Annotated in this window: 21 protein-coding genes; 13 read left to right on the forward strand and 8 right to left on the reverse strand. The window is 62.1% G+C overall.

What is annotated here, in order from left to right; all coding sequences use genetic code 11:
• Positions 1-36: 36 nt before the first annotated feature.
• Positions 37-1620, forward strand: a complete 1584-nt coding sequence (locus KUG85_RS01030; RefSeq protein ID WP_223003848.1) for a trimethylamine methyltransferase family protein — start codon at positions 37-39, stop codon at positions 1618-1620.
• 2 nt (positions 1621-1622) lie between these two features.
• Here the strand turns inward: KUG85_RS01030 and KUG85_RS01035 are convergent, their stop codons facing one another.
• Positions 1623-2366 (reverse strand): META domain-containing protein, encoded by a 744-nt coding sequence (locus KUG85_RS01035; RefSeq protein ID WP_223003849.1) that lies wholly within the window; start codon positions 2364-2366, stop codon positions 1623-1625.
• A 229-nt stretch (positions 2367-2595) separates the two neighbouring features.
• Between KUG85_RS01035 and KUG85_RS01040 the strand changes: the two genes are divergently transcribed.
• Together KUG85_RS01040 and KUG85_RS01045 are read left to right on the forward strand one after the other, a co-directional pair.
• Positions 2596-3645, forward strand: a complete 1050-nt coding sequence (locus KUG85_RS01040) for an aldo/keto reductase (protein WP_223003850.1) — start codon at positions 2596-2598, stop codon at positions 3643-3645.
• 153 nt (positions 3646-3798) lie between these two features.
• Positions 3799-4725, forward strand: a complete 927-nt coding sequence (locus KUG85_RS01045) for an alpha/beta fold hydrolase (RefSeq protein ID WP_223003851.1) — start codon at positions 3799-3801, stop codon at positions 4723-4725.
• A 68-nt stretch (positions 4726-4793) separates the two neighbouring features.
• Here the strand turns inward: KUG85_RS01045 and KUG85_RS01050 are convergent, their stop codons facing one another.
• Positions 4794-5507, reverse strand: a complete 714-nt coding sequence (locus KUG85_RS01050) for a L,D-transpeptidase (RefSeq protein ID WP_255606210.1) — start codon at positions 5505-5507, stop codon at positions 4794-4796.
• Positions 5508-5985: 478 nt separating this feature from the next.
• Here KUG85_RS01050 and KUG85_RS01055 point away from each other — a divergent pair, with 478 nt between their 5' ends.
• Complete coding sequence (locus KUG85_RS01055; RefSeq protein WP_223003853.1) at positions 5986-6450, forward strand: aminoacyl-tRNA deacylase; 465 nt, start codon at positions 5986-5988, stop codon at positions 6448-6450.
• A gap of 653 nt (positions 6451-7103) precedes the next feature.
• Positions 7104-8102 (forward strand): glycoside hydrolase family 25 protein, encoded by a 999-nt coding sequence (locus tag KUG85_RS01060; RefSeq protein ID WP_223003854.1) that lies wholly within the window; start codon positions 7104-7106, stop codon positions 8100-8102.
• 117 nt (positions 8103-8219) lie between these two features.
• On the opposite strand, the gene KUG85_RS01065 is transcribed toward KUG85_RS01060, so the two are convergent.
• The 3 genes from KUG85_RS01065 to dsbD are packed head-to-tail and all read right to left on the reverse strand — an operon-like array spanning position 8220 to position 11439.
• Entirely contained in the window at positions 8220-8816 is a 597-nt protein-coding gene (locus KUG85_RS01065; RefSeq protein ID WP_223003855.1) for a DsbA family protein, read from the reverse strand.
• Positions 8813-9640 (reverse strand): TlpA disulfide reductase family protein, encoded by an 828-nt coding sequence (locus KUG85_RS01070; protein ID WP_223003856.1) that lies wholly within the window; start codon positions 9638-9640, stop codon positions 8813-8815. Before KUG85_RS01070 ends, KUG85_RS01065 begins: the two co-directional genes overlap by 4 nt.
• Positions 9641-9642: 2 nt before the next feature.
• On the reverse strand, positions 9643-11439 hold the full coding sequence (dsbD, locus tag KUG85_RS01075) for a protein-disulfide reductase DsbD (RefSeq protein WP_223003857.1): 1797 nt from the start codon (positions 11437-11439) through the stop codon (positions 9643-9645).
• A gap of 179 nt (positions 11440-11618) precedes the next feature.
• Between dsbD and KUG85_RS01080 the strand changes: the two genes are divergently transcribed.
• The 5 genes from KUG85_RS01080 (at position 11619) to KUG85_RS01100 (ending at position 16256) form a co-directional block, all read left to right on the forward strand.
• Positions 11619-12368, forward strand: coding sequence for a L,D-transpeptidase (locus KUG85_RS01080; protein ID WP_407673643.1), 750 nt, complete (start codon positions 11619-11621; stop codon positions 12366-12368).
• A 39-nt stretch (positions 12369-12407) separates the two neighbouring features.
• Entirely contained in the window at positions 12408-13073 is a 666-nt protein-coding gene (locus KUG85_RS01085) for a response regulator (RefSeq protein WP_223003858.1), read from the forward strand.
• Positions 13070-14437 (forward strand): ATP-binding protein, encoded by a 1368-nt coding sequence (locus KUG85_RS01090; protein WP_223003859.1) that lies wholly within the window; start codon positions 13070-13072, stop codon positions 14435-14437. Before KUG85_RS01085 ends, KUG85_RS01090 begins: the two co-directional genes overlap by 4 nt.
• Positions 14434-15027, forward strand: a complete 594-nt coding sequence (locus KUG85_RS01095; protein WP_223003860.1) for a thioredoxin domain-containing protein — start codon at positions 14434-14436, stop codon at positions 15025-15027. The genes KUG85_RS01090 and KUG85_RS01095 overlap by 4 nt, the downstream gene beginning before the upstream one ends.
• A gap of 62 nt (positions 15028-15089) precedes the next feature.
• Positions 15090-16256, forward strand: coding sequence for a fumarylacetoacetate hydrolase family protein (locus KUG85_RS01100; RefSeq protein WP_223003861.1), 1167 nt, complete (start codon positions 15090-15092; stop codon positions 16254-16256).
• 20 nt (positions 16257-16276) lie between these two features.
• Here KUG85_RS01100 and KUG85_RS01105 read toward each other — a convergent pair whose 3' ends face one another.
• Together KUG85_RS01105 and KUG85_RS01110 are read right to left on the reverse strand one after the other, a co-directional pair.
• Entirely contained in the window at positions 16277-16873 is a 597-nt protein-coding gene (locus KUG85_RS01105) for a thermonuclease family protein (protein ID WP_223003862.1), read from the reverse strand.
• A 109-nt stretch (positions 16874-16982) separates the two neighbouring features.
• Entirely contained in the window at positions 16983-17561 is a 579-nt protein-coding gene (locus KUG85_RS01110; protein WP_223003863.1) for a putative glycolipid-binding domain-containing protein, read from the reverse strand.
• A gap of 306 nt (positions 17562-17867) precedes the next feature.
• Between KUG85_RS01110 and KUG85_RS01115 the strand changes: the two genes are divergently transcribed.
• The 3 genes from KUG85_RS01115 to KUG85_RS01125 all read left to right on the forward strand — a co-directional run bounded on the left by KUG85_RS01115 (position 17868) and on the right by KUG85_RS01125 (position 19633).
• Positions 17868-18596: a class I SAM-dependent methyltransferase gene (locus KUG85_RS01115; RefSeq protein ID WP_065815048.1), complete on the forward strand. Its 729-nt coding sequence runs from the start codon at positions 17868-17870 to the stop codon at positions 18594-18596.
• 157 nt (positions 18597-18753) lie between these two features.
• Positions 18754-19332 carry a TetR/AcrR family transcriptional regulator gene (locus KUG85_RS01120; protein WP_223003864.1) on the forward strand — a complete coding sequence of 193 codons (579 nt, stop codon included), beginning with the start codon at positions 18754-18756 and terminating at the stop codon, positions 19330-19332.
• A gap of 13 nt (positions 19333-19345) precedes the next feature.
• Positions 19346-19633 carry a YciI family protein gene (locus KUG85_RS01125; RefSeq protein ID WP_223003865.1) on the forward strand — a complete coding sequence of 96 codons (288 nt, stop codon included), beginning with the start codon at positions 19346-19348 and terminating at the stop codon, positions 19631-19633.
• 252 nt (positions 19634-19885) lie between these two features.
• On the opposite strand, the gene KUG85_RS01130 is transcribed toward KUG85_RS01125, so the two are convergent.
• A complete protein-coding gene (locus KUG85_RS01130; RefSeq protein WP_223003866.1) occupies positions 19886-23635 on the reverse strand; it encodes a vitamin B12-dependent ribonucleotide reductase in 3750 nt (1249 codons plus the stop codon).
• Positions 23636-24103: the final 468 nt, after the last annotated feature.

Consider the following 24103-nt stretch of genomic DNA (forward strand, 5'->3'; position numbering starts at 1 on the left):
AGGCTTGCTTTATGACCCTAGCGTGGAGTTTGCGCGATGACGATGATGGCCGGTGACGACGAAACGCAGGATCGGCCGCGCCGGGGACGTTCCGGACGCAGTGAGCGGGGCGGAGCCGCTGCCCGCAGGGCGGCGCGTGCAGGTGCAGGACCGGGACAGCAACTGACCTATATCCGCCGTGCGCTCAAGCCCTACGAGGTGCTTGACGAGGAGGCGCTGGCGCTGGTCGAGGCGAATGCCGATACGGTTCTTGAAGAGATCGGCATCGAGTTCCGCGACGACCCGGAAGCTCTCGCCCTGTGGAAAGAGGCGGGTGCCGACGTGCGCGGCGACCGGGTGCACTTTCCCAAAGGGCTGTGCCGCCAGCTTCTGAAAACGGCACCTTCGGTTTTTACCCAGCATGCGCGCAATCCCGAGCGCTCGGTCGAGATCGGCGGCAACGCCACGGTCTTTGCGCCGGTCTATGGTCCCCCCTTCGTCCGCGACCTCGACGGTATGCGCCGCTATGCGACGATTGAGGATTTCCGCAATTTCGTGAAGCTTGCCTATATGGCGCCGTCCATTCATCACTCGGGCGGCACCGTCTGCGAACCGGTGGATGTGCCGGTCAACAAACGCCATCTCGACATGGTGTTTTCGCACATGCGCTATTCCGACAAACCCTTCATGGGCTCTGTCACGGCGCCCGACCGTGCCGAAGACACGGTGGCGATGGCGAAAATCCTTTTCGGTGAGGATTTCGTCGACCAGAACACGGTGGTCATCAACCTGATCAACGCCAACTCACCCATGGTTTTCGACGAAACCATGCTGGGCGCTGCAAAGGTCTATGCACGCGCCAATCAGGCCTGCATTGTCACGCCCTTCATTCTGGCCGGGGCGATGAGCCCGGTGACGGTCATCGGTACGCTGACGCAGGTTCTGGCCGAAGTCATGGCCGGCGCGGCGTTCACACAATTGGTGCGACCGGGGGCGCCTGTTCTCTTCGGCACGTTTGCATCTTCCATTTCCATGCAGTCGGGTGCCCCGACCTTCGGCACGCCTGAACCTTCGCTCGTTTCCTACGGAGCAGCGCAGCTTGCCCGGCGTCTGGGGCTTCCGTTCCGCACGGGCGGATCGCTGACGGGATCGAAAATTCCGGATGCCCAGGCCGCCTATGAGAGCGCCAATACGCTGAATTCGACGGTGCTTGCCGGTACCAATTTCGTGCTCCACGCGGCCGGGTGGCTCGAAGGCGGTCTGGTGTCTTCCTACGAAAAATTCATGATGGATATCGACCAGCTCGGCATGCAGCAGCGCATGTGCGAACCGCTGGACGTTTCGGAAAACGGGCAGGCGATGGACGCGATCCGCGAAGTGGGGCCCGGGAGCCATTATCTCGGATGTGCTCACACGCAGGCCAACTTTCAGACGGCGTTCTACCGCTCGTCCATTGCCGACAACAATTCGTTTGAGCAATGGGCGGCGGAAGGCGAGAAGACGGCGGCGCAACGCGCCAACCAGCTCGCCCGCAGCTGGCTCGAGACCTACCAGGCACCCCCGCTCGATCCGGGGATCGAAGAGGGGCTTCTGGATTTCATCGCAAAACGCAAGGAAGCGATGCCCGACGCCTTCGCCTGAGTTCAGCCCGCCGGGAAGGCCCGGAGCCTGCGGCCGTCGACGGTCTGCAGAACCAGAGCGCCCTCAGGGGTCGTGGCGTAGAATTTGAGATCGGTCAGGATGGACAGGAATTTCTGCTCCTGGTTCATCAGCGCTTCTGCACAGGCCATTTCAGTCGACATGGCGTGTCCGATCGTCAACTTGCCGTTGTTTTCGGTCCAGCCTGCCGAATAGCTGTTGCAGGATGCGCGGCCGCCGACCCGGCCATCCTCGCCAAAGGTCAGCGTCATACGCGAATTGTCGATGATGCCGCCGCCATTGATGTCTTCCACCACCCATTCCGTGCCGGTGATTTCCTCCATGGCAACCGGGACCAGACGCGATGTGCTCCCAGATGGCTTCAGGAGAAGGGCACCAAGGGTGATGTCCGGCTCTTCCGGATCGATCACAACTGCTTCGGATGTCCAGCGCTGTTCGCGTCCGTCGTGGATGCCACCATAGAGATAATAGGTCTCTCCCGGCTTGAGCCTTGACCTTTCGACGGCAAGGCTGAAGGGGACTGGAACCTGTTTGCCGTTGAGCGTGATCTTCTGTTCGGCAATGGGAGGGGTATCTTCGGAGGCCGGCGCATGGCGCAGCTCGACCGTTGCGACACTGTCTGGCGGCAGCGCGATGCGCACGAGATAGATGAGTTCGCCTGAAATCCTATGCATGTCCTTCTCCGGTTCCTGGGCGATTGCTGCCGTGCCCGATACAGAAGCGGTCATCAAAATGATGCTGAGGAAAAAAGTACGGCGATGCATGAATATGGTTGTCCCGGTTCTGGTTGTTTCGTCCGAAAAATGCGGACTCTGGTTGTGCTTTTGACATCACTTTGTGGCGTGATTGCGTGGCGGGCGAGACTTCTGCCTGATGGTCGCTTGCGTGTCGTGGCAGGCGGCCTATGATGTGATGGATGGCGCGTTCGCGCCTGTTTTCAGCACCCGGAGAGTTTTGATGGAAAAGCGCCGTCTTGGACGCAGCGATCTCTTTGTCTCGCAGATTTGCCTTGGCACGATGACTTTTGGCGAACAGAACACCGAGGCGGAAGGCCACGAACAGATGGACCGCGCGGTCGAGCGCGGCGTCAACTTTCTCGACATGGCCGAGCTTTATCCAATCCCGCCCAAGGCCGAGACGCAGGGACGAACGGAGCGTTGCGTCGGAACCTGGATGAAAGCGCGTGGCAATCGCGACCAGGTGATCGTCGCTTCCAAGGTGATTGGCCGCACTGCCAATGAGTGGTTTCGGGGCGGCAGGCCTTCGAAGCTCGTGCGCGCCGACATCATGGACGCGATCGACAAGTCGCTCTCGCGGCTGCAGACGGACTATATCGACCTCTACCAGATCCATTGGCCGGATCGCGAAAACCCGTTCGGTTCCAACCCGACGCGTGTGACGACGCTGTCGGAGCCGCTTGCCGACGAAACGCCGATCGCCGAAACGCTCGCCGTGTTTGACGATCTGGTGAAGGCCGGGAAGATCCGCCATTTCGGTCTTTCCAACGAGAGCTCCTGGGGCGTGATGCGTTACATCGCGGAGGCCGACAGAGGCGTGGGGCCGCGGGTCGTCTCGCTGCAAAATGCCTACAATCTCATGAACCGGACCTATGAGGTGAACCTGGCCGAAACCTGCCAGCGCGAGGAGGTGGGCCTGCTTGCCTATTCGCCGCTGGCGCAGGGGTATCTGACGGGGAAATATGATGACGGGGCGCTGCCCGAGGGCTCGCGCAAGGTGCTGTTCGACCGTCTTCAGCGTTATGAGAAGCCCGGCGGGCCGGAGGCTGCGAAGGCCTATAACACCATGGCGCGGGATTTCGGGCTGACGCCGGCCGCTTTCGCGCATGCGTTTGTCAATTCGCGGCCATTCATGACCTCCAACATCATTGGCGCGACCACGATGGCGCAGCTCGAAGAGGCACTCGGTGCGCTCGATGTGTGCTGGACAGACGAGATGCAAACGGCGGTCGACGATCTGCACCAGCGGATCGGCAATCCGAGCCCCTGAGGACAGCCCCGGGCGGTGCCTGTCTTCTGGCATCGCCCCGCAAGGCGTCCTGGAAAAATTCATTCCCCTGTCGGATCGGCGTGACATTGTACGTCCTGGGAGCATCGCAATGACGGTGCGTCGCAGCGACGGCCGATTTGATGGGAGATCGCAATGTTCAAAAATGCCTTTGCTGCCGCTTGTGCGGCTCTGATCCTGGCGGTATCCGCCACCGTGCCTGCGCGTGCTGAAACCGGGGCTTCCAAACCGGTGAAGAGCGGTGAAGTGGAAGCCGGCGGCATAAAATATCACTACCAGATCCACGGGAAGGGCGAACCGCTGCTTCTGATGCATGGCGGACTTGGTCTGATCGAGATGTTCGGGCCGGTGCTCACCATGCTGGCGGCCGAGCGCGAAGTCATCGCCATTGACATGCAGGGGCACGGGCGCACCGAACTTGGCGACCGCCCGATCAGCCTTGAAGCGATGGGGGATGACGTGGCGGAGATCCTTGACCAACTGGGCTACGATCAGGTGGATGCCATGGGCTATTCGATGGGGGGCGGGGTGGTTCTGCGTCTCGCCATACAGCATCCCGAAAAGGTGCGGCGGATGGCGCTGGTTTCGGCGGGCTTTGCCCAGGACGGGTTCTATCCCGAAATGCTGCCGATGCAGGCGCAGGTCGGGGCAGGCATGGCCGAGATGATGAAGGACACGCCCATGTACCAGTCCTATGCGGCGGTGGCGCCCGATCCATCGCGGTTTCCCGAACTGCTCGACCGGATGGGCGCTTTTATGCGCAAGCCGTATAACTTCGCCGAAGATGTGAAGACGCTGGAAATGCCGGTGATGCTGGTGTTTGGCGATTCCGACATGTACCGGCCGGAGCACATTGTGGAGTTTTACAAACTGCTCGGAGGCGGGCTGAAGGATGCGGGGTGGCAGCGCGAGAACATGTCTCAGAACCGCCTGGCGATCCTGCCGAACCTCACGCATTACGACATCGGCGTGTCGCCGAGACTGGCCGAGACGGTGTTGCCGTTTCTCAACGACAGTCAGGTCAATGCACCGTGGACGGCGGATGATCTGACCCGCAAGTAGGCTGCGGTATCCATCAACGGGCCCTTGCCGCGCGAGCGTGCGGCAAGGGCGTTTTTGACGGCGCTGGCTCAGACCGTGCCGGGCTGTGGCTGGCCGCCGCCCAGCACCACCATGCGGGCGCCACGCGGAACGCGCTTGTAAAGGTCCATGATGTCGTGGTTGAGCAGGCGGATACAGCCAGAGGAAACCGATCTGCCGATGGACCACGGCTCGGTTGTGCCATGGATGCGGTAGAGCGTGTCCCTGCCATCCTTGTAGAGATATAGCGCGCGCGCACCGAGCGGATTGGTGAGGCCGCCCTGCATGCCGGCTGCGAGCGGACGATAGCGCTCGGGCTCGCGGTTGATCATGGCAAGGGTCGGAGCCCAGTTTGGCCACTCGGCCTTGCGGCCGATCACGCCGTCGCCCTGATATTCCAGCCCCGCCTTGGCGACACCAATGCCATAGCGCATGGCCTTGCCGTTCTCCATGACGAGGTAGAGGAAGCGGTTTTCCGGATCGACAACGATGGTGCCGACCGGTTCGCTGGTCGGGTAGTCGACCATCTGGCGCAGATACTGGCGGTCCATCTTGGTCACGTCGATCGCCGGAATGACGATGCCGTTGTCCTCGATCTCGCTGTACATGTCCTGATAGTAGGACATCATGGGACCGGGGACGTCGGTGGAGGGGACGGGGCTGCGGCCTGTGGTGGAGCAGGCGGCAGCGAACGCGGGCAAGAGCAACAGCAGGGCGAGCCGCGCGGCGCGAGGGGCTGCGCGTGCAACAGTGGTGTGGAACAAGGAAACTCTCCTTACGTGTGGAATTCCGGTCTTCATATGATTTGGGTCGCCTCTTCGGCGCGGGCGCGCGGAAGCGTTGAGCGGCGCTTGCCATGCGGTTCTCGACAAAATGTGGCAAAGAGCGGACGCTGTGCCCGAATGTCGCGCGAATTTTGCCGGCCATTCGCATTCGTGCCGCGCAGTGCGTTATTTTTCCCACAGTGACGCAGGGGAAAGCCGCCTTCGCCTGCATGCCGGAAAGGCTTTTCGCGGGAGCGGGGCGGGTGTATCCTAAGAATCTGAATGACCAGCAGGCAGCCGCCGGACGCGACCCTGGCGCGGCGCTGGCTCCCGCAAGCGGCGGAATGCCGCCCTTGCCCGCATTCCCGGTCCCGCGCCCCTTGCACCGGCTGGCCGCCAGGTCGACGGTCGGATCGGGCTGGGCCGCGATATCCCGTCGTATCAGCCACCGGCCGAGAGGCAGGGAAGGAGCAGGACCATGGGTATCGCGATGACGATGCATGAATTTCTCGAAGACAGCCACGTGCGCTACGATGTTGCGAAACATAATCGCACGGGCAGTTCCGCCATGACCGCGCGCGTGAGCCACATTCCGGGCCGCGAAATGGCCAAGGGTGTGGTGCTCAAATGGGACGACAGCTATCTCCTGGCGGTTGTGCCCGCGTCGCGGCAGGTGGACCTCGGCAAAGTGGGAGCGATCGTCGGCGACAAGGTCGTTCTGGCGAGCGAGGAGGAGACAGCGGCGCTGTTTCCCGATTGCGAGGAGGGGGCGGTGCCTGTGTTCGGCGCGCCCTACCGCATCGCCTGTATGATCGACGATGAGCTCGATACGGACCAAGACGTCTATTTCGAGGGCGGCGATCATCGCACGCTGGTGCATGTCACCGGAAAGGGCTTCGAGCAGTTGATGTATGGCATGCCAAGGGCGCAGATCAGCCGCTAATGCATGTCGCTTTCAAATGAATTCATTTGAAAGGCAACGAACATGCATCATTTGAAAGTGTTACAGCGTCCTTTGCGCGTCTTATAAGACGCGCGGCGCTGTAGCAGACGCATGTGATTGTTCCCGCGCGTGAAACCGGGTTTTGACAGGAAGACGGGCGGCTGAAGCGACGCTCATCTGGGTATTGTTTGTGTGCGACCCTTCAGCCGCCCGCCCGGCTCTTGACAACCTCCGGCGGGGATCGCCCCGGAACCGGGTGCGCCGGGTTCACCCCGAAAGGTGAGCCTTTGCACCAGACCGTGCATGCGCACGGCCCTTTGCCGAACCAGCCGCCACGGGCACCGGAAGCACACGTTATGCCGCCGGCCGGGCACCGTCCCATCCCCGCGAGATCACCGTCGCGACCTGCGTTCCCACGAGATGGGCAGGAAGAAGGATAGGGCAGGTTTGAACAGCGGGGAGAAAATGACCGTCAAAAAAATGCACTCTACCGAAATAGCGGGGCTTGCGGTGACGGATGACCGAAGGTTTATCCCCGCAGCGTGGTTAACAGGTTGATTCAAACTTTATTGGTAAGTTTACGGTATTGCTGGGCATTCCCCGGTGAAATGGGCGCCGGGTTTCCAAATTCCTCGAACCCTTGCAGATCGTATATGCGTATTCCTGCGTTCCTTCGACCTGTTGCTCTCACACTCGCTCTGGCCGGCTGTACGGGCGGTGCGAGCATCGATACTGCACTCAGAATCGATCCGCCTTCGCGCGAAGTTACCAGTTCCATCGTGAGGCCGGATGCCAGCGTGCCAGGGGCGGCGACTGCAGAAGTAGAGACTGACCATATGAGCGATGCAGGGATGACGGCCATTGCCGAACCCGATCGCGTTTCCGCGCCGGCGCTTGAACAGGTGGCGATGATCACACCGCCGAAACCGACACTGCGCCCGAAAACCGCAGCACAAGGCACGGTCTACCGCAGCCGGTTCGGCGATGCGCATCCCATCAATTTCGGCAAGGTGACGCCCAAGCATCACGCGGTGCACGGCGTTGACGTTTCGCGCTGGCAGGGCGACATCGACTGGGTGAAGCTGCGTGAGCGTGGTGCGAATTTCGCCTATATCAAGGCGACGGACGGCGTCGATCACATCGATCCGATGTTCAAGACGAACTGGAAGGGGGCGGCGGATGCCGGCATTCGCCGCGGTGCCTATCACTTCTTCTTCTGGTGCCGGAGGGCATCCGACCAGGCCGAGTGGTTCATCCGCAATGTGCCGAAAGTGAAGGGCGCACTGCCGCCGGTTTTGGATGTGGAGTGGAACCACCAGTCGAGCTGCAAGTGGAAACCGTCGCGTGCGGAAGTTCTGGAGAAGATGCAGGTCTTCCTCGACCGACTGGAGCGCCATTATGGCCAGCGGCCGATCATCTACACCGCGCCGGACTTCTACGAGGACAATCTGAAGGGCGCCTTCCCGAACCATCCGTTCTGGCTGCGCGCCGTGGCCGAGCATCCCTCGAAGGTCTATCCGGGCCGTGACTGGGTGTTCTGGCAGTATTCGGGATCGGGCCTCAGCCAGGGCGTGAACGGCAGGATCGACCTCAACGTCTTCCATGGCAATGAAAGCGCCTGGTGGCGCTGGGTCGGGAAGGTGGCAGGCTAATCGCCGAAAAGAGATGATTTTTTTTGGGGGGGCTTCACGCCCCCCCTTTCTTTTGCTGTGCTTTTGTATTGCGCAATTCCGGACGCAAAACCGGTTCCCACTTTTGCTGGAATTGCTTTAGCCACGGGCCTCGGCGATGGCTGCGGTAATGTCATTCCGGCGCATCGCACCGTAGTGCATCTTGGTGTTGAAGAGGAATGCCGGCGTTCCGTTGAAGCCGAACGCATTGGCCTGCTCCATGTTGCGGGAGAGAATCCCTTCAATGCGTTGGCGGTCCTTCTTGAAGTTCGACAGGAGTTTTTCCGGGTCGTGGCCAGCGGCGGAAAGTGTCTCGTCGACCTCTTCCTTCGTCAGCCGTCCGGGTGTGGCCATCAGCGCGGTGTGGACGGCTTCATAGTCCGGGCCGGCGGCGAGGACGAGGCTTGCCGCATGGACGGACGGGCCGCCGAAAATGGGCCAGTCCTTCATCACCAGCCGCACATTGCCGTCTTCACGCACCACGTCGAGCAGGTCCGGGTGGCCGCGTTTGCAATAGGGGCACTGGTAGTCGAAGAACTCGGCGATGGTTACGTCGCCATCCGGATTGCCGATGACCGGGATTTCCGGATCGAACAGAACCTCTTCGACGGTTGGGTAAAGCTGGGCGCGGGCCGGACCCGCGGCGGTGACGAGCGTCGCTGCGCCGGCGACGAGCAGGGTACGGCGGTTCATCATGGCCTTGTGTCTCCTGATGGGCTGATGCTGGTTCTGAGGTTCTCGATCTTCTCGACGAGCACCTCGCGTGAGATTTCGCCCAGATGCGCGTGTTGCAGGACGCCGTCGGCGTCGATGAACAGCGTGGCGGGCAGTCCGGGCGCGCTGTAGAAGCGCGACAGGTCGCTGAACTGGTCGACAAGTATCGTGTCGAGCGAGAGGCCGGAGGCGGCGAGATAGCGCTGGATGGCCGTGCGGCCTTCGCCCTGATTGGCGAAGACGAAGGTGACATCGTCCGTGGAAGCGGCGATGTCGGCCATCATGGGCATTTCGCGCCGGCAGGGCGGGCACCATGTGGCCCACAGATTGACCACCTGCGGCGTGCCCTTGCGCTCTTCGAGGCGGTAGCCATTGCCTTCGAGCGTTTCAAAGACCTGATCCGGTACGGCGAGCGGGTCGGTGCCGCCGGTGAGCTGCCATGTTGTGTTCCAGACGATGAGGGAGAGGGCGAGCGGCAGGGCCGCCCAGAGGCGCTGGCGGCCGGTGGGTAGCATGACGAGCAGGCTGACGATGACGGCGGCCGCGCCCGTTGGCCAGTAAAAGCCGCCCTGCCACACCGCGAAGATGCGCAGCGGGTCGGCCACAAAACTTTCCATGTTGATGAGCACATGGCCGAGGCGCGCGCCGATGATGCCGCCGAGAAACGCCCACCAGGACCAGGCGTTGAAGCGGTCGTCCACCTTGCGGGCCATGATGCCGGTGACGATGAGAAAAACGAAGATGGCGAGCACGACGGCGAAGCGGTCTGCCGCAAGGACGAGCGGCCCGAGAGAAACGGCGTTCATGATCAGAGCGCCCCTGCGGTTTTGGCCGAGCCGGTCAGGTTTTCCACCGTCACGGAGCCGACGAGGCGGGTGCCGGCGACCTCGCGGCCTGCGCTGTCGAAGAAGAGCATGGTGGGCGGGCCTGCCACTTCAAGGGCTTTCATCAGAGCTGCGTTCTCGTCATTGAAGTCCGACAGGTCGGCCTTGATGAGCTGGAAACCGTGGAGACTGTCGATCACGCCGGCATCCGGCAGGACCGAGCGCTCGATGACGCGGCAGGTGACGCACCAGTCGGCGGTGAAATAGACGAGGGTGGGCGCGTCGCCGGCGCTGGCGAGCTGCGCCTTGAGCTCGGGGATCGAGCCGGTCTGCCCGAAGGCGAGTTCGCGGGCCGGGGCGGATGCCTCCCCGCGCTGGGCGATCCGGGCCAGCGGCTTGAGCGGATCGGTGCCACCGGACGCGGCCCCCAGCATCAGGATGATGCCGTAGATGAGCGACAGCGCGCCAACCGAGCGGATGGCGGCGAGCGGCGTTGTTTCGGTGATCTTTGCGCTGAAGGCGAAGCTTGCGATGGCGATGAGAAGGGCTGACCAGAGTGCGAGATCGAGGCCGGAGGGGAGGAGAGGCGTTGCCGTCCAGATGGCGGTGGCCAGGAAGCCGAAGCCGAACACCCGCTTGACGCTTTCCATCCATGCGCCGGCGCGCGGCAGGGCCTTGCCGCCAAGCGTGCCCATGATGATGAGCGGGATGCCCTTGCCGATGCCAAGGCCGAAAAGGGCTGCCGCGCCCAAGGCCACATCGGCGGTCTGGGCGATATAGAGGAGTGCGCCGGCGAGCGGAACGGTAACGCAGGGGCCGACGATGAGGGCGGACGAGAAGCCGAGAATGGCCGCCGAGCGGCGCGACCCACTGAGCCCGCCGGTGCGGTTTGCCACCCAGCTTGTCCATGCGGTGGGCAATTGTAGTTCGAACAGGCCGAACATGGAGAGCGCCAGAACGGCGAAGAGCGCGGACAGAATGCCGATCGTGACGGGCGATTGCAGAACGAGCTGCAGGTTCTGCCCGGACCAGCCGGCGGCAGCGCCCAGAAGCGCGAAGGCCGAGGCGAGCGCAATCACATAGATCGAGGAGAGTTCGAAGCCGCGCCAGGCGGTGAGCCGGTCACCCTCGCGCGCCAGTGCGCCGGCCATGATGGGATACATGGGAAAGACGCAAGGGGTGAAGGCGAGAAGCAGGCCGAAAAGCGGGAAGCTGACGAGAACAAGAAGAACGCCGCCACGGCCGAGCAGCGACTGAATGAGCCCGTCATCTTCGGCAAGCGCAAAGCCGGTGTCTTCGCTGGCGGTGGGTGCTTCTTCTGTGACCCATTCCACGGGCGCTGCGGCCTGCAGGGCCGCCGGCGCGCTGACGGCGAGCGAAAGGGCGTTTACCTGCCGGTTTTCCGGTGCGTAGCAGATGCCGCCATCCTGACAGCCCTGAAAGGTGACGTCGAATGTGTCGAAGACCTGTTCGGCAAGATGTGCGCTCGCCGCATCGTAATAGACTTCGGAAAGGCCGAATGTGGGGTCGTCCTTGCGGATGCCGGGGCTGGTTTCGAGCGGCAGTTCCGCGCCGTCCTGCGATGCGCCGATGTGATCGCGATAGAGATAATAGCCTTTGGCGATCTGCCAGTTGAGGGCAAGCGTGCCGTCTTGCGTGCGCGTCACCTCAAGGGTGAAGGCCTCTTCGACCGGCAGCGGTCTGGTGGTCTGGGCCGAGGCGGGGGCGGGTGCAAGGCTGACGGACAGGAAAGCCACAAGCGCGATCAGGATCGTCTTCATTCTGTCACTTCAAATCGTGGGGGCCACCGGGAGCGTGCCCTCATGGCGGGTCTCGGAGGGCGGATTGAACGCCTCAACTTAAGGCAGCCTTAAGGTGGGTGTTGTTTGGGCGGCTGGCAAAACAGCAAGGAGTTTTCAGAATGGCGCAATCTCGCGCGGGCATGGGCGTTCGGATGCGTATGTCCGAACGGCCGAACGAGGAACTTACGGACGCTGGACACTCTGCAGGTTCAGCGCGGTTGGGACGGCGTGGTTTTCTGGCCGGGTTGAGCGCGCTGGCGGTTTCGGGCTGCGTTGCGACGCCGAAGCCCGAGGCTCCCAAAGTGGTTGAGCCGCCCAAGCCCAGGCGCGTCGTTCCACCGATGTATTACGCCATGCCGAATGAGCGTTTTCCCATTCCCGAAGTGGATGTCAGCCATCTGGAAGAGCGCTGGTGGCGCAAGGATGTGGATTATCCCACCAGCGAGCGCAAGGGCACGCTGATCGTGGATACGCCGAACAGGTATCTTTACCACGTGACGGGACCGAACCGCGCGACGCGCTATGGCATTGGCGTCGGACGCGACGGCTTCTCCTGGGCGGGGCGTGCGATCATGGCCTATCGCCGTGAATGGCCGCGCTGGACGCCGCCGAACGAGATGGTGGCGCGGCGGCCGGAACTGGAGCCCTACAGCATCGCCAATGGCGGCATGCCGCCGGGCCTGCGCAATCCTCTTGGCGCACGCGCGCTCTATATTCATCTCAACGGCAGGGACACGCTTTACCGTATTCACGGCACGCCGGAGCCTTGGAGCATCGGCAAGGCGGTCTCGTCCGGCTGCATCCGCCTGATCAACCAGGATGTGATTCACCTGCATGACAATGTAAGGGACGGCAGCCCTATTGTCGTCATACCCGACCCGAAGATGCAGCATCTTCTGGTATCCTGACAGGCTTTGCCCCTTGCCAATGTGAATGAGACGCGTGCGATGCGACTTTTGGTGGTTGAAGACGATCCGCTGCTTCTGGACGGACTGACCGTGGGGCTGGGACTTGCCGGCTTTGCGGTCGATGCCGTGGCCACCTGCGAGGACGCCTTCGCTGCAATCAGCGCGCAGGCCTATGACGGGGTGGTGCTCGATCTGATGCTGCCGGACGGCTCCGGCCTCGACGTGCTTTCGGACCTGCGCCGGCGGGGCGACGCCACGCCGGTGGTCCTTCTGACGGCGCGCGATCAGGTTCCCGACCGGATTGCCGGGCTGGACGCCGGTGCAGACGACTATGTGGGAAAGCCCTTCGATCTCGACGAACTGTCGGCGCGCGTGCGCGCGGCGGTGCGCCGGGGCAAGGGCCGTTCCAGCGCGACGCTTGCCTGGGGCGGGGTGACGCTCGATCCGGCAAACCAGTCGGTGACCCGCGACGGCGATCCGGTGATCCTGACGCGGCGCGAATTTGCGCTTCTGGCGGCGCTGATGGAGCGGCCGGAAAGCATACTTTCCAAACCGGCGCTCGAGGAAACCATCTATGGCTGGCAGGAAGAGGTGGAGAGCAACGCCGTGGAGGTGCACATCCACAAGCTGCGCACCAAACTTGGCTCCGACTTCATCCGCACTGTGCGCGGGGTGGGCTACCGTCTCCGGGAGACGGACGCATGAGGTCTATCCGCGCTCGGCTGATCCTGATCCTCATGGGATCGACGGGGCTGGTGTGGCTGCTCGCGGTCGGCTGGATCTATCTCAGTACGCAGGCCGAGGTGGAGCGGGTGCTCGACGCGCGGCTGATGGAGGCGGCGCGGATGGTCAATTCGCTTCTTTCCGACCACCGCATAGAAGTGGGGCTGGAAGAGGGGACGGCCAGCCATGTGGTGGGCGAATTCGAGCACAGCCATCGCCCCTATGAACGGCAGCTCTCGTGCCAGATATGGACGCTGGAGGGCAGCCTTGTCGGACGGTCGGAGAATGCGCCAACAACGCAGCTGAGCGAAGTCGTGGACGGGTTTTCCGAAACGGATGTGGAGGGTGAGCGCTGGCGCGTCTTTACCGTGGAAAACGAGCGGCTCGGCGTGCGCGTCATGGTGGGTGACAGCCTGAAAATCCGCGAAAGCCTCGTCAGTGACGTGATCACGGGGCTGGTGGTGCCCGCGCTTCTGATCCTGCCTTTTCTGGCGGGCGTCATTCTTGTTTCGGTACGACGTGGCCTCTCACCGCTGAGTGATATGGCAGACACGCTGTCGAAGCGTGCGGCAAACGATCTGCGCCCCCTGCAGGCCGGTAATCTGCCCAAGGAGATTGCGCCAGCGGTGAGTGCACTGAACGGGCTGTTCAAACGGGTGGAAGATGCGCGTGACCGCGAACGCAGTTTTACCGCCTTTGCCGCCCATGAACTCAAAACGCCGCTGGCCGGCGTGAAGACGCAGGCGCAGATTGCGCTTGCGAGTGACGATCCCGCCCTGCATGCCAATGCGCTGCGGCAGATCACAGCCGGCGTTGACCGCACCAGCCGGCTCGTGAAGCAGTTGCTTGATCTCACCGCACTGGAGGCGAACGATGCTGCGCCGAACCTTCAGGCGGTGAGTGGGCAGGCGCTTTTGAAGCGGAGCGTGGCGGAACTGCCCCTGCCTTCAGGCGGGGCGCGTCTCGCAGTCGAAGGCGGAGACGGGGAGGATGCCATGATCCTTGCCGAACCGCATTTCCTCTCGCTCGCGCTGCGCAACCTGATCGAGAACGCGCTCAACCATTCGCCGGAAAATTCCATGGTTGTGTGTCGGGTGGAGGAAGCCGGCCGCGACGTGCGCCTCGTGGTTGAGGATGAGGGGCCGGGCATTCCGAAAGCCGAGATTTGCACGGTGGTGGAGAAATTTGTGCGTGGGCGAAACCGCTCGGCGACCGGCAGTGGACTGGGCCTTGCCATCGCGCAGGCAGCAATGGCACGCATCGGCGGCGCGCTCGTGCTTGAAAACCGGAGCGGCGGTGGATTGCGCGCCGTTCTGACCGTGCGCGCGGTGGAGGCGGGTGCGTGATCTCCCGGCGTGGATTTCTGGCTGGAGCGACGGCCCTTGTGCCCGGTGTGGCGGGAGCGGCGACCGGACTTGACGAGATCGTGCGCGACCCGGCTCTTCAGGTGCTGGGCAATCCCGCCGGCGATGTGACAATTGCCGAGTTCTTCGATTATCTCTGCCCTTCCTGCAAGGCGATCCATCCTGCGCTGAAGGAGATTGTGCGCTCTGACGGCAATCTGCGACTGATAATGAAGGACTGGCCGATCAATGGCGATCTGGCCTGGTATGCCTCGCGCATGGTGCATGCTTCGGCTGCCCTTGGCGCTTATGAAGCGGCGCACAATGCGGTGATGGCCATAGAGGGCGGGCTGACACATGGCGGAGTGGACGACGCGCTCAGCAGCGCTGGTGCTGATGCCGGCGATGTGCGCGACATGCTTGATGTGCATATTGCAGGGATCGACGCCCTGATTGCCCGCAACGAAACGCATGCGAAGGCGCTGAAGCTTGCCGGAACGCCTGCTTTCCTGATCGGGAAGCGGCTTTACCGGCGGCTCCTCGCCGCCGATGAGATCGAGGCGGCGGTGGCACTGGCGCGATCCGAAAATTAGGGCGCGGGGCGCGCGCATCTCTGCTATTCAGGCACGGTTTCATGAGAGCCGGGAGGGGCGAGATGGTGCAAGCGGCGGGTTTTCCGGAAAAAGGTGTGTTTGTCGGGCGGGTCTGGAAGCCGGATGTGGCGGGACCAGCGCTTTGTGTGCTCCGGGACGGAGCGCTGATCGACATTACGTCACCCGAGGCGCCGACCATGCGCGATCTTCTGGAGATGGACGATCCGGCGGGCTATGCGCGCGAACGGGCGGCAGGCGGAGAGAGGCTTGGCACGCTCGAGGCGATCGCCGCAGAGCGCCCTGCCGACACTACGGGCAGCGCGCGCCCACATCTGCTTGCGCCCAACGATCTGCAGGCGGTGAAGGCCTGCGGCGTGACGTTTGCGCGCTCGATGATCGAGCGGGTGATCGAGGAACGTGCGGCGGGCGACCCATCGAAGGCGGCGGCGATCCGCGAACGCTGCCAGGCGATCATCGGCGACAGCCTGCGTGACCTGAAGGCGGGATCCGAGAAGGCTGAAGCGGTGAAACGGGCGCTGATTTCGGAAGGCGTGTGGTCGCAATATCTCGAAGTGGGTATCGGGCCGGACGCGGAGGTGTTTACCAAGGCACAGCCCATGTCTTCGGTCGGCCACGGAGCCGAAATCGGGCTTCACCCGGTTTCAAACTGGAACAACCCGGAGCCGGAAATCGTGCTGGCGGTGGACAGTTGCGGCCGGGTGAAGGGGGCGACGCTCGGCAATGACGTCAATCTGCGCGATGTGGAGGGGCGCTCGGCGCTGCTTCTCGGCAAGGCCAAGGACAACAACGCCTCCTGCGCCATCGGGCCTTTCATCCGGCTGTTTGACGATGGGTATGGCATTGACGATGTGCGGGGCGCGGAACTCGACCTTCTTGTGACGGGCGAAGATGGCTTCGTGCTTGAAGGCAAGAGCTCGATGGCGGAAATCAGCCGCGATCCGCTCGATCTGGTGGCGCAGACCTGCGGGCGACATCATCAATATCCCGACGGGTTCATGCTTTTCCTGGGCACGCTGTTCGCGCCGACGCAGGACCGTGACGTGCCCGGTGAGGGGTTCACGCACAGGGTGGGCGATCAGGTGACGATTTCGAGCCCGGGGCTTGGCGCGCTGACAAACACGGTGCGGCTTTCCACCGATTGCCCGCCCTGGGTTTTTGGAGCGGCGGCGCTGATGCGCAATCTGGCAGGGCGGGGACTTCTTGGGTGAGGAGAGGTGTGCCTGAATAATTACGAGCACCAGGATTCCTTGAAGCCGCGCCAGCGATGGGCGAGACCCTCGGCGATGAGCTGATCGCCGAGAGGTTTTCCATTGCGGTAGAGGCTTCTGAGTTTGCGGCCATAGACATCGCGGTCGCGCGGGCTCGTGCGCCGGACCTCAAACGGGCCGGCATTGACCATCTGCTGAAAGCGGCGCTGGGCGCGGCGGGCGAGCTGGGCTTCCTGGGCGCATTGGGGCGAAAAGAGCTCTGGCGTGTTGAAGCCGGTCACTCTGATCTTCTCGCCATCGATGTAGAGCGTATCTCCATCAACGATACAGTTGAGGCGTTTCCCGCCTGCACAGACAGGGAAATAGCGGACAACGAAGGGGTGACTTTCGGAACGAGAGCCCGTGAAGAGGTTCGAGATTCTGTCGGTAGGAATGACCGAATAATGTGCCGCCGCCCACCCGGTGACGAGGGCGAGTGTGATCAGTCCAAACCCTTCTTTCAAAACCTGAAACGGGCGCACTGGCCAGCCTTTGCGCCTGCCGGTGCGCTCTGAGCCCGTGCGCCACGGACTGTTGCTTCCGCCTGACCTTGAGGAAAAGTTGTAGATGCGTGCCATCGTCCGCTCCCTGGCGGCAGTTCATCAAACGCATCTGAAGATGGGGTTTTGTTGCGGGAGCGAATTTTAACAATTGCGCTCTGACACGTATTGCTCTCGCTGGCGCAGTTCAGCCGGGCGGAGCGATGCGCTGGAAGAGATGCTCATAGCTGATGACGAGACCCAAATCGTCCACGGTGAGGTCTGCTTCGAAGCCACTCGACAATCCCAGATCGATGTAATGAACGGTATTTGGACCCTGACGCAGATAGCGCTGACGTGAGCGCGCGACTGTGAGCGCCGGTCCGTCGATGAAGGCGGTGTCGAGCGTGAGGTGTTCGCCGGGCGTGGCCGGCGTGCGGCGGATGGGCGGAGTGTTGCAGAACGGGGTGACGGAAAGGTCCGGCTCGGCAGCCCCGTCAAGATCGGGGCGGGGCGCTCCGTTTACCCGCCAGCCGGTTCCGGCCCGCTCGAGATGCAACTGGCCATGACCCTCGCCGTTCCAGCGTTCAACTGTGAGGCTCTGCGTGTGCCACGCGGCGTCGAGCGTCCAGCTGTAGTCTATGCGGCAGCCGCCGGATTCCAGACACAGTACCGTGGAGCGGGCCTCGACGCCCTGCTGGCGGATGGAAAGGGTGAGCCGCTCCAGCCCGTCCATATCCGTGCGGCGCCAGAAAAGCTGCATGGATTGTTCGACCGAGTTTCGCATCGGATGCCTCCGGGAGCCTGCACTGCGCGGTGAGACTATCGGCTTCGCACGGGATAGCAAGAACGGGTGGCCGCGCGGGTTGCATCTCTTGACAGTGCGGGACCTGCAAAGGATATGAATGGCCATGATCGAGCAGGACACGCACATCGTTTCCCGGCTGGCCGGCATCTTCAAGGGCGAGATGCCGGAGCCTGAATCACGCTGAGAAAAAGACGCGGATCATACTCCTGCAGCCTCGCCGCGACGCGGACGGGGTTTTGTGCGTAAATCTGTGCCCCGTCCATTTTTGAGAAATGGAGACAATCAATGGCGCAGAACATCTATGACAATTCCGATTTTTTCAAAGGCTATAGCCAGCTTCCACGGCAGGTACACGGGCTGGCAGGCGCGCCGGAATGGCCGGCCATCGCTGCCATGCTGCCGGATGTGACGGATCGGCGTGTCGTTGATCTGGGATGCGGGTTTGGCTGGGCCTCACGCTATCTGCGCGAGGCCGGCGCGCGGAGCGTTCTCGGGCTCGACGTTTCGCAGAACATGATCGCGCGGGCGCGTGCCGACACTGACGATGCGGCCATCGACTATCGGATCGCCGACCTGGAAACGCTTGAGCTGCCCGGAGGGGCGTTCGACTTCGCGTTCAGCGCGCTGACCTTTCACTATATCCGTGATTTCGACCGGCTGGTGCGGACGATCCACGGAGCGCTGACACCAGGCGCGCATTTCGTGTTCACCATCGAACATCCGGTTTTCATGGCGGCCATGCGGCCGCGCTGGCTGCCGGACGAAGACGGGCACAAAACCTGGCCGGTCAATTGCTATGCAATGGAAGGGGAGCGGCGCACCGACTGGTTCGCCAGGGGCGTGCTCAAGTACCACCGCACCATGGCGACGACGCTGAACGCGTTGATCGGCAGGGGATTTGCGCTGCGCGAAATCAGGGAGTTCGCACCGACCGAGGCGCAGATTGCGCAGATGCCGGAACTGGCTGAAGAACTGGAGCGGCCGATGATGCTTCTGGTTTCGGCGCAGCGGTAAGGGAGTGGCGTGCGCAGGGGGGCGGGCGCCCCTCTGCAAGGCCACAGTGCCACAGCTCAATCAGACAGGTTTCTCGCTTCTGGAATTGGCACTGCGGTGGCTTGCATGATTTGGACAATTGTCCTAATCATGAAAAACCATTTGCAACGAGGTCTTCATGGCTGCTGCTTCCACCCGCCACAACATCATCGAAATCGCTGATGACCTGTTTTATCGGGGTGGGTTTGAGGCGACGTCGTTTGCTGACATTGCCGTGAAAGCCGGCATCTCCCGAGGCAATTTCTACTATTATTTCAAGACCAAGGACGAGATTCTGGATGCGGTCATAGACCGGCGGCTTCAGCGCACCCAGGCCATGCTGGACGGGTGGGAAGTGCAGGCTCCGAAACCGCGCGAGCGGATTGTCGCCTTCATCGAACTTCTAATCGCCAACCGTGCTCCGATCATGGCCCATGGCTGCCCGGTCGGCACACTGTGCGCCGAACTTGCCAAGCTCGATCACGTGCATCAGGAGCGGGCGGCAGAGATTTTTAGCCTGTTTACCCATTGGCTTGAAGAGCAGTTCAGGGCGCTGGGCGCGGATGAGACGGCGCGGGAATGGGCGCTGCATGTGCTGGCCTGGTCGCAGGGCGTGGCGTCGCTCGCCACGGCGCTCAAGGACGGAGATTTCATCCGCCGGGAAGTGGCGGACATTACTACCTGGCTCGACGGCCGGATCGCATCATTGTCGAATTGAGGAGTTTCTTCGCATGTTTGTGACGCTTTTGAAGTTTGCCGAGAACCGGAGTGCTGCCAGGGATTTCATGGCGGCGCACAATGAATGGATTGCCGCGGGTTTTTCCGACGGGGTTTTTCTGAGCGTCGGCTCCTTGCAGGAGGGCGGCGGCGCGGTGATTGCCCATGGCGAGAGCCGCGATGCCCATGATGCGCGCATTGCCGCCGATCCGTTCGTCGAGCACGGGGTGGTGAGCGCGGAGACTTATGAAATCGACCCGAAGCGCACGGTGCCAGCGCTGGAGTTTACGAAGGTAGCTTAGCGAGCGTGTGCGGGCAGGTGCGTTTTGACAGTTGCGATGCCATTCAACGGGGGAAAACCGCTGAAACGCTGGGCTAGGCAATGGGAAATGGGCCTGATTGAGAAAACCAATCCTGAATGGAACGCGCTTTTGCGGAATTGGGGCTTGACCCGGGGCTCCATGCCATTCCGGTGATGCTTTACGCGAATAGAAAAGGCCCGCACCTAAGGTACGGGCCTTGTTTCAATCACTTGGAGTGTCGCTGCTATCGCCTCAGCTACATCCGCTCGTTGCGCCGCAGGTGTCGCATTTTTCGCAGGTGCCGTTGCGCACCATGGTGAAGTTCTGGCACTCCGAGCACATATTGCCCGTGTAACCCTGCATGATCGCCTGCTGGCGGCGGTGGGTTTCGACCTTCTTGGCGTCGGCGGCTTCCGTGGCGGCGGCTTCGGTGAAGACATCGTTGATGTCGTTGTCCTGTGCAACCTCTTCGGCCAGTTCCTTCGCACGCTCCTCATAGTCACGACGGAAGGCGGTGGCTTCCTCGTGCAGTTCGGCGACCGCCGGTTTCAGCGCATGCACCGTTGCACCGGATGAGACAGCACGCACCGTGCTGCCGGACGAGCCCTTTGGCTCGCCACCGGACTTGCCCGAAACGACCTTGAGCGGCGCGCCGCGGGTCAGGCCCTTGGAATAGGGCAGGGCCTTGCCTTCATTGATGCCGCGGCCAAGCGCGGTGTTGGTGAAGTCGGACGTGTCCACATGGGCAAGGTCGGACCGGTCGAGATAGGAAACGGCGAGCTCGCGGAACACATAGTCGAGGATCGACGTGGCATTCTTGATCGCGTCATTGCCCATGACCATGCCGGCCGGCTCGAACTTGGTGAAGGTGAAGGCCTCCACATATTCGTCGAGCGGCACGCCATATTGCAGACCGAGCGAGATGGCGATGGCGAAATTGTTCATCATGGCGCGGAAGGCAGCGCCTTCCTTGTGCATGTCGATGAAGATCTCGCCGAGGCGGCCATCGTCGAATTCGCCGGTGCGCAGGTAGACCTTGTGCCCGCCGATCACCGCCTTCTGGGTATAGCCCTTGCGGCGGTTGGGCAGCTTCTCGCGCTCGCGCACCACTTTCTCGACCACGCGCTCGATGATCTTTTCCGAGACCGCCGCAGCCTGTGCGGCGGTTGGTGCTGCGACCAGTTCCTCGACCAGATCGTCGGCATCCTCTTCATCGTCGGCGATGAGCGAGGCATTGAGTGGCTGCGAGAGTTTTGAGCCGTCGCGGTAGAGCGCGTTGGCCTTGAGCGCCAGCTTCCAGGAAAGGAGATAGGCCTCCTTGCAGTCCTCGACCGTCGCCTCGTTGGGCATGTTGATGGTCTTGGAGATGGCGCCCGAGATGAAGGGCTGGGCAGCGGCCATCATGCGGATGTGGCTCTCGACCGAGAGATAGCGCTTGCCGATCTTGCCGCACGGATTGGCGCAGTCGAAGACGGGCAGGTGCTCTTCCTTCAGATGCGGTGCGCCTTCCAGCGTCATGGCACCGCAGATGTGGATGTTGGCTGCCTCGATCTCCTTCTTGTTGAAGCCGAGGGCGGCCAGCATGTCGAAGGAGAAATCGTCGAGCTGTTCGTCGGTGAAACCGAGCTTCTCGCGGCAGAAATCTTCACCCAGCGTCCACTTGTTGAAGGCGAACTTGATATCGAAGGCCGATTTGAGCGCGGCGTTGACGGCGGCGATCTTCTCGTCGTCGAAACCCTTGCCCCTGAGGCTGGTCGGGTTGATGGCCGGAGCCTGATCGAAATTGCCATGACCGACGGCATAGGCCTCGATCTCGGCGATCTGGGCCTCGGAATAACCGAGGGTACGCAGGGCTTCCGGCACGGCGCGGTTGATGATCTTGAAGTAGCCGCCACCGGCCAGCTTCTTGAACTTCACCAGCGCGAAATCGGGCTCGATGCCGGTCGTATCGCAGTCCATGACAAGGCCGATCGTGCCGGTGGGCGCGATCACGGTGGCCTGCGCATTGCGGTAGCCATGCTTTTCACCGAGCTCCAGCGCGCGGTCCCAGGCAGCGCGTGCATGCTCGATCAGGTCGGCATGGGGGCAATCCTCGGCAACGAGCGGCACCGGGTTCACGGCCAGCTTCTCATAGCCATCGCTTTCGCCATGGGCGGCGCGGCGATGGTTGCGGATGACGCGCAGCATGTTTTCGGCATTGCGCTCATAATCGGGGAACGCGCCGAGCTCGCCGGCCATTTCGGCCGAGGTGGCGTAGGAAACACCTGTCATGATCGCCGTGAGTGCGCCGCAGATGGCGCGGCCTTCCGGTGAATCATAGGGGATGCCGGAGGTCATCAAGAGGCCGCCAATATTGGCATAGCCAAGACCCAGCGTGCGGTATTCATAGGAGAGCTTGGCAATTTCCCTGGATGGGAACTGGGCCATCATGACGGAGATTTCGAGCACCATGGTCCACAGGCGCACCGTGTGCTCATAGGCCGCGATGTCGATGGAGCCGTCCTTGTTGCGGTACTGCAAAAGGTTCATCGATGCGAGATTGCAGGCCGTGTCGTCCAGGAACATATATTCCGAGCACGGGTTCGAGGCGCGGATCGGGCCCGCCGCCGGCGAGGTGTGCCAGTCGTTCATGGTGGTGTTGTAGTGCAGGCCCGGATCGGCGGACGCCCATGCAGCATAACCGATCTTCTCCCACAGGTCGCGGGCCTTCACGGTCTTGGCGACCTTGCCGTCGATGCGGTTGATGAGGTTCCAGTCGCTATCGGCCTCGACGGCACGCAGGAAGTCATCCTTCAAAGAGACGGAATTGTTGGAATTCTGGCCGGAGACGGTGAGATAGGCTTCCGAATCCCAGTCCGTATCATAGGTCTTGAAACCGAGATCGGTATAGCCCTGCCGCGCGAACTGGATGACGCGCTGGATGTAGTTCTCCGGCACGGCATTGCGCTTGGCGGCCTTGATCTCACGCTTCAGCGCCGGGTTCTTGGCCGGGTCGAAGCAGTCGTCATTTGCGCCTTCGCAGTTGATGCAGGCCTTCATGATGGCTTCGAGATGCTTCTTGGCAATCTTGGAACCGGTGACGAGGGCAGCAACCTTCTGCTCCTCCTTCACCTTCCAGTCGATATAAGCCTCGATATCGGGATGGTCGGCATCGACCACGACCATCTTGGCCGCGCGGCGGGTGGTGCCGCCCGACTTGATGGCACCGGCGGCACGGTCGCCGATCTTCAGGAAGGACATCAGGCCCGAAGACTTGCCGCCGCCGGAGAGCTTTTCGCCTTCGCCTCTGAGATGCGAGAAGTTGGAACCGGTACCCGAACCGTATTTGAAGAGGCGCGCTTCGCGGACCCACAGGTCCATGATGCCGCCTTCATTGACGAGATCGTCGCCGACCGACTGGATGAAACACGCATGGGGCTGCGGGTGCTCATAGGCCGATTTGGATTTCACCAGCTTGCCGGTGAAGGGGTCGACATAATAGTGGCCCTGGCCGGGACCATCGATGCCATAGGCCCAGTGCAGGCCGGTGTTGAACCACTGCGGCGAATTGGGGGCAACGCGCTGGGTGGCGAGCATGTAGCACAGCTCGTCCATGAACGCCTGCGCGTCTTCCTCGCCATTGAAATAGCCACCCTTCCAGCCCCAGTAGGTCCAGGTGCCGGCGAGGCGGTTAAAAACCTGCGCGGCGCTGGTCTCGGAGCCATAGCGCTCATCCTCGGGCAGGTCCTTCAGGGCTTCCTCGTCAGCCACCGAACGCCACAGGAAGGAGGGGACGTCGTTCTCCTCGACCTTCTTCAGGCGGGCGGGCACACCCGCCTTGCGGAAATATTTCTGGGCCAGAATGTCACTGGCGACCTGGGAGAACTGCGCCGGAACGTCGATGTTCTCCAGCCGGAAGACGATGGAGCCGTCCGGGTTCTTGATTTCACTCGTGGCCTTGCGGAAAGAAATCTCCGCGTATGGGCTCTGGCCTTGCTTTGTGAACCGGCGTTCGATGCGCATTTTATCCTCTTCGCCCCTAATCCAAATATAGTGTCTGCAACGGTCAATGCCTCATCACATTTTCACCGCGCAGACGCTGTGTCCGCCGACTGCCGTTCGCCGGAACGAACGACTCTCCTTTACCGAAGGTTGGTGCCTCGTGGCGGGCCGGGAAGACGACCCTTCTGAAGCGATGCCTCGCAGTCTGCGAAACCGCCCCCAACCTGACGCCGATGCAACGCTAACGTCACATAACATTCACATTATCTGGTGCGTAGAATATCTGAAGACACTAAATATAGTGTTAACAGCTTCTTTATGCCAGATCGGCACACGCGCCCCCGTTTGCTTTTTTCACGGCGCAAACGGCGCCGCACCGCCCAAAAATCTGTTCGGGCAGGTCTCGGAAACTCAATACAAAATTGGAAAATCGACCGGACTTTCGCCGACCAATCGCACCTTACGAACGCAGGCGCGAAACCCATAAAA

Source organism: Nitratireductor rhodophyticola (assembly GCF_019891355.1).
Lineage (GTDB): Bacteria > Pseudomonadota > Alphaproteobacteria > Rhizobiales > Rhizobiaceae > Nitratireductor > Nitratireductor rhodophyticola.

Coding starts and splice junctions, on each gene's coding strand:
- KUG85_RS01030 (WP_223003848.1), top strand. CDS start 37: ATGACGATGATGGCCGGTGACGACGAAACGCAGGATCGGCCGCGCCGG.
- KUG85_RS01130 (WP_223003866.1), bottom strand. CDS start 23,635: ATGCGCATCGAACGCCGGTTCACAAAGCAAGGCCAGAGCCCATACGCG.
- KUG85_RS01080 (WP_407673643.1), top strand. CDS start 11,619: ATGTCCGAACGGCCGAACGAGGAACTTACGGACGCTGGACACTCTGCA.
- KUG85_RS01035 (WP_223003849.1), bottom strand. CDS start 2,366: ATGACCGCTTCTGTATCGGGCACGGCAGCAATCGCCCAGGAACCGGAG.
- KUG85_RS01090 (WP_223003859.1), top strand. CDS start 13,070: ATGAGGTCTATCCGCGCTCGGCTGATCCTGATCCTCATGGGATCGACG.
- KUG85_RS01105 (WP_223003862.1), bottom strand. CDS start 16,873: ATGGCACGCATCTACAACTTTTCCTCAAGGTCAGGCGGAAGCAACAGT.
- KUG85_RS01115 (WP_065815048.1), top strand. CDS start 17,868: ATGGCGCAGAACATCTATGACAATTCCGATTTTTTCAAAGGCTATAGC.
- KUG85_RS01040 (WP_223003850.1), top strand. CDS start 2,596: ATGGAAAAGCGCCGTCTTGGACGCAGCGATCTCTTTGTCTCGCAGATT.
- KUG85_RS01125 (WP_223003865.1), top strand. CDS start 19,346: ATGTTTGTGACGCTTTTGAAGTTTGCCGAGAACCGGAGTGCTGCCAGG.
- KUG85_RS01070 (WP_223003856.1), bottom strand. CDS start 9,640: ATGAACGCCGTTTCTCTCGGGCCGCTCGTCCTTGCGGCAGACCGCTTC.
- KUG85_RS01110 (WP_223003863.1), bottom strand. CDS start 17,561: ATGCGAAACTCGGTCGAACAATCCATGCAGCTTTTCTGGCGCCGCACG.
- KUG85_RS01045 (WP_223003851.1), top strand. CDS start 3,799: ATGTTCAAAAATGCCTTTGCTGCCGCTTGTGCGGCTCTGATCCTGGCG.
- dsbD (WP_223003857.1), bottom strand. CDS start 11,439: ATGAAGACGATCCTGATCGCGCTTGTGGCTTTCCTGTCCGTCAGCCTT.
- KUG85_RS01100 (WP_223003861.1), top strand. CDS start 15,090: ATGGTGCAAGCGGCGGGTTTTCCGGAAAAAGGTGTGTTTGTCGGGCGG.
- KUG85_RS01085 (WP_223003858.1), top strand. CDS start 12,408: ATGCGACTTTTGGTGGTTGAAGACGATCCGCTGCTTCTGGACGGACTG.
- KUG85_RS01055 (WP_223003853.1), top strand. CDS start 5,986: ATGGGTATCGCGATGACGATGCATGAATTTCTCGAAGACAGCCACGTG.
- KUG85_RS01120 (WP_223003864.1), top strand. CDS start 18,754: ATGGCTGCTGCTTCCACCCGCCACAACATCATCGAAATCGCTGATGAC.
- KUG85_RS01065 (WP_223003855.1), bottom strand. CDS start 8,816: ATGATGAACCGCCGTACCCTGCTCGTCGCCGGCGCAGCGACGCTCGTC.
- KUG85_RS01060 (WP_223003854.1), top strand. CDS start 7,104: ATGCGTATTCCTGCGTTCCTTCGACCTGTTGCTCTCACACTCGCTCTG.